This is a genomic window from Curtobacterium sp. HSID17257, from assembly GCF_003989515.1.
In the GTDB taxonomy this organism is placed as follows: domain Bacteria; phylum Actinomycetota; class Actinomycetes; order Actinomycetales; family Microbacteriaceae; genus Curtobacterium.
Map to the genome: position 1 here is coordinate 1 of NZ_RBLU01000192.1, position 3,452 is coordinate 3,452.

Here is a 3,452-nt window from a genome sequence, read left to right on the forward strand (position 1 = left end):
TCCGCCGCTTCGGCCTCGGCCTGCGCCTGCGCTGCCGCCGCGTCGGCGTCCGCCTTGTCCTGCGACGCGCTCGCGTCGGCGACCTGTGTCGCGGCGTCGACGGTCGAGGCGATGCGGGTGGTGATCGCCGAGCCGGACATGCCGCGGTAGTCCGAGAGTGCGGCGACCTGGCGCTCGAGGGCGCGGGTGTCGGTCTTGTCGTTCGCGTCGGCGAGCACGGTGCGGGCGGTCGCGATGGTCGCCGCGGCCTGGGCACGGTCGAGGTCCGACCCGTGCAGCGCGGGGGTGCTCGTGGCGCTCGCGGAGGGGATGCCGATGGCCTCGCCGAGGGCCGGCTGCGTGCCGACCGTGGCGAGACCGCCGACGAGGGCGACGGCTGCCGCTCCGCCGACGACGAGGCCGGACCGGCTGCGGAGTGCACGGCGGACGCGGCGGCACGGGGTGTCGAGTGCCTGGCGGCGGGTCGTGGGGACCGGGGTCGGGGTGGTCGTGCTGGGTGCTTCGGGGGTGGTTCGCGTCATCGGTTCCGGTGGTCGGCCGGCTGGAGGGCGACTCCCGGGCACGCCGGAGCGGACACGCGAGGGTGGGGGAGCGTGCACGGCCGTCGTGGGGGAGCCGCGAGCCGGGGGAGGACCGGACGGTGGTGTGGGGCCCGTCCGTCCGCCGCCGGGCGGCCGGGTGGCCGCCTGCTCGGGCGAAGCCGTCACGATGACGTGTCAGCCTGGACACCGCGTCCAGGGGCACTGGCAGAACCGTCCGTCCACCCCCGTGTAACGGTTCGGTAACGCCACTGGTGCGACCGTGTCAGCGCTCGGAGGTGGGAGCTTCCTGAGTGCGTTCGCCCTGCCCGATGCGCTCGAGGGCGACGAGGGCTGCGGCGATCGAGTCGACGTCCTCGGCCGGGAGCGCCGCGATGAGCTCGGCGACGATGCCCGTGCGGTCCGCGCGGGCCCGTTCGACGGCGGCGATGCCGGCCGGCGTGGCCGACACCATGAAGGCTCGACCGTCGCGGGGGTCCGCCTCGCGCTCGATGAACCCGCGCTGTTCGAGCTCGGTCAGGATGCGCGTCATGGTCGGCTTCGTGACCACCTCGATCCGCGACAGGTCGCCCGGGCGCAGGGGTCCCTCGGTCTGGATGGTGGCGAGCGCGGAGACGAGACCGTAGCCCAGCGAGGCCGAGTCGGTGCGGGCGCGGCGGTTGATGCGCCCGACCGCCGCGGCGAGGCGCGCGGCGATCTCGGTGCGGTCCGGCTGGCGGTGGCTCATGCGGGCTCCCGGGTCGTCGGGTCGAGGCGGTTCGACCGTGGTCGGAGCGATGCTACCGGTGCGCGCGCGGCTGTGACGGAGCGCCCCGCGGGAGCCCGGCGCCGGGTGCGGGAACGCCCGCCCCGGCATCCGGGACGGGCGTTCCTGTACGGACTGACAGGGCCGTTCAGCCGTGGCGGTGCTGCTTCTCGCCCGGGAGCAGGTGGATCGCCTCGGTGGCGAGCTCGGCCGCCACGTTGTCGCCGCTCTCGGTCGCGTCGCGCAGCCGTCGGAAGTCGGCGGTCAGCTGGTCCCAGTCGATGAGTTCGTCCAGGTTCGGCAGACGCAGACGGAAGGCCAGCCCGTCCGTGGTGTCGCGGCACACCCGCTGCAGGTTCTCGTTGCCGCAGGCGTCGACGTAGAGCCCGAAGACGGAGAGGGCGTCGCGGTTGACGGCCGGGACGTCGTGGGCGTCGAGCTCGGCGATCGTCCGGTCGAGCTGCGCCAGGATCTTCTTCCGTGTCGACGCCGTGAGCCGGGGGACGGCCAGGCGGACGACCCCGCCGAACAGCACGCCGAGGGTCTGCATCGCCTCGACGACCTCCTCGGCCTTCGGCGTGGTGACCCGGGTGTACCGGTTCGGCGCCATCTCGATCAGGCCGGCGCGGGCGAGCTGGCTGAGGGCCTCACGGATCGGGGTGCGGGAGACACCCAGCCACGCGATGAGCTCGTCGTCGTTCAGCCGCTCGCCGGGCACGAGCGTGCCGTCCATGATCGCGGCGTGGATCTTGTGGCGGACGGTGTCGCGGAGCAGCTGGTGCTCGGTGGGTGCGCTGCTGGGGACCGGCATGCGGGTGTCCTCGTTCTCGGTGGACGGTGTGGGACGCCGGACCGGTCGGTGTCGGCGCGTGATCACCGTACCTGATATGTGAGCGGTCGTCCGTCACGCGTCGCCGGGTCCTGACCCGACGTGCTCACGGCTCGTCGAGGAGCCGGACCGTCAGGGGGTCCTCGGTCCCGTCGAACCACCGGTCGAGCACGGCGCGGAACGGGGCCGGGTCCGCCGCGGCCCTGGCGAACAACGTCATCGACGAGCGGGCCTTCATCGCGTCGATCCCGCCGAACAGGTCGTCCGCGCTCCGTGCGGGTGCGGCGGCCGCGGTCCGGGAGGCCTCGAGCAGCCGGGGCCCGAGCACGGGGTGCGCCAGGAACGCCCGCGCCTCGGCGAGCCCCTCGACCGCGTACCGCTGCGCCGTCGCACTGCGCCCGAGCCCGGCGAGCTGCGGGAACACGAACCACATCCAGTGCGACCGCTTCCGGCCGGACGCGAGCTCTGCGAGTGCCTGCTCGTGCACACCCTCCTGCGCGCGCACGAAGCGGCCGAGGTCGTACGGGTCCCCGCTCACCGCACGACCTCGCCCCACGCGTAGCGCACCGTCGTGGCGTCGACGACGAGCAGCGAGTCGGGTTCCCGGTCGAACAGCCCGGGCAGGCCCACCGCGTCCGGGAGATCGCCCTCGAGGCGCTCGAGCCGGGCGGCGCGCACGGTCAGCGGCGCGTGCTGGCGCTGCCAGAACAGCGTCTGCGCCAGGTGCCGCGCGTGGATCCCCGCCCGTGTGGTCAGCGCGGCGGCGAGCGGAGTCTCCACGACCTCGCCCGCGGTGACCCGGACCAGCGCGTCGTGCCGCGGGCGGGGTCGTGGCGGACGCTGGCTGCGCCCCCGGAGGAGGTCCCGCGCCCACCCCACCGGGTGCGCCGCACGAGCCGGGTGCCGGACGGACCGGTGGTCGAGGGTGTCCCCGCGACGGGTCGCCCGGACGTGGGAGAACGTGTACGGCACGCCGAGCAGCGTGTTCGCGGCGACGATCGCGGGCACGTGGCCGGTGTCCACCGTCCGGTAGACGATGCCGTGGCGCCCCGCCGTGTCGACGGTCGGGATCTCGATCGTGACCTCGGTCATCGAGCCGAGCCGGCGCGAGGGCGGGAAGGGCGGGACCGCCGTCTCGCGGAACACGTAGGCGGTCAGGCCGACCCAGGCGCTGCCGTCGACCACGTCGGGACGGGTGCCGCGCGGGACGAGTCGGGCGAGCGACGCCGGGTCCCGCCGCCAGTGCGCGAACACGATGTCCTCCCAGGCGTGCACGGCGACCGGGCGGTGCACGAGCGGGGCGGCCGCCCGCCGCGCGACCGCGTCGGTCACCGTCGCG

5 protein-coding genes are annotated in these 3,452 nt (G+C 74.9%); all 5 read right to left on the minus strand.

The window, feature by feature from the left end; genetic code table 11:
* Positions 1–521 (minus strand): hypothetical protein (locus tag D8M35_RS15855; RefSeq protein ID WP_148113405.1); only part of this gene is annotated, 521 nt, incomplete at its 3' end.
* Positions 522–804: 283 nt separating this feature from the next.
* Positions 805–1,266 carry a MarR family winged helix-turn-helix transcriptional regulator gene (locus D8M35_RS15860; protein ID WP_126892680.1) on the minus strand — a complete coding sequence of 154 codons (462 nt, stop codon included), beginning with the start codon at positions 1,264–1,266 and terminating at the stop codon, positions 805–807.
* Positions 1,267–1,432: 166 nt separating this feature from the next.
* Positions 1,433–2,095 carry a GntR family transcriptional regulator gene (locus D8M35_RS15865; RefSeq protein ID WP_126892681.1) on the minus strand — a complete coding sequence of 221 codons (663 nt, stop codon included), beginning with the start codon at positions 2,093–2,095 and terminating at the stop codon, positions 1,433–1,435.
* Positions 2,096–2,219: 124 nt separating this feature from the next.
* A complete protein-coding gene (locus tag D8M35_RS15870) occupies positions 2,220–2,651 on the minus strand; it encodes a DUF1810 domain-containing protein (RefSeq protein ID WP_126892682.1) in 432 nt (143 codons plus the stop codon).
* Positions 2,648–3,452: DUF2071 domain-containing protein (locus tag D8M35_RS15875; protein WP_148113406.1), on the minus strand; the 805-nt coding region annotated here is incomplete at its 5' end. The genes D8M35_RS15870 and D8M35_RS15875, both read right to left, overlap by 4 nt.

Excerpts from the sequence above, each read along its gene's own strand:
- D8M35_RS15860 (WP_126892680.1), bottom strand. The coding sequence starts at position 1,266 with ATGAGCCACCGCCAGCCGGACCGCACCGAGATCGCCGCGCGCCTCGCC.
- D8M35_RS15865 (WP_126892681.1), bottom strand. The coding sequence starts at position 2,095 with ATGCCGGTCCCCAGCAGCGCACCCACCGAGCACCAGCTGCTCCGCGAC.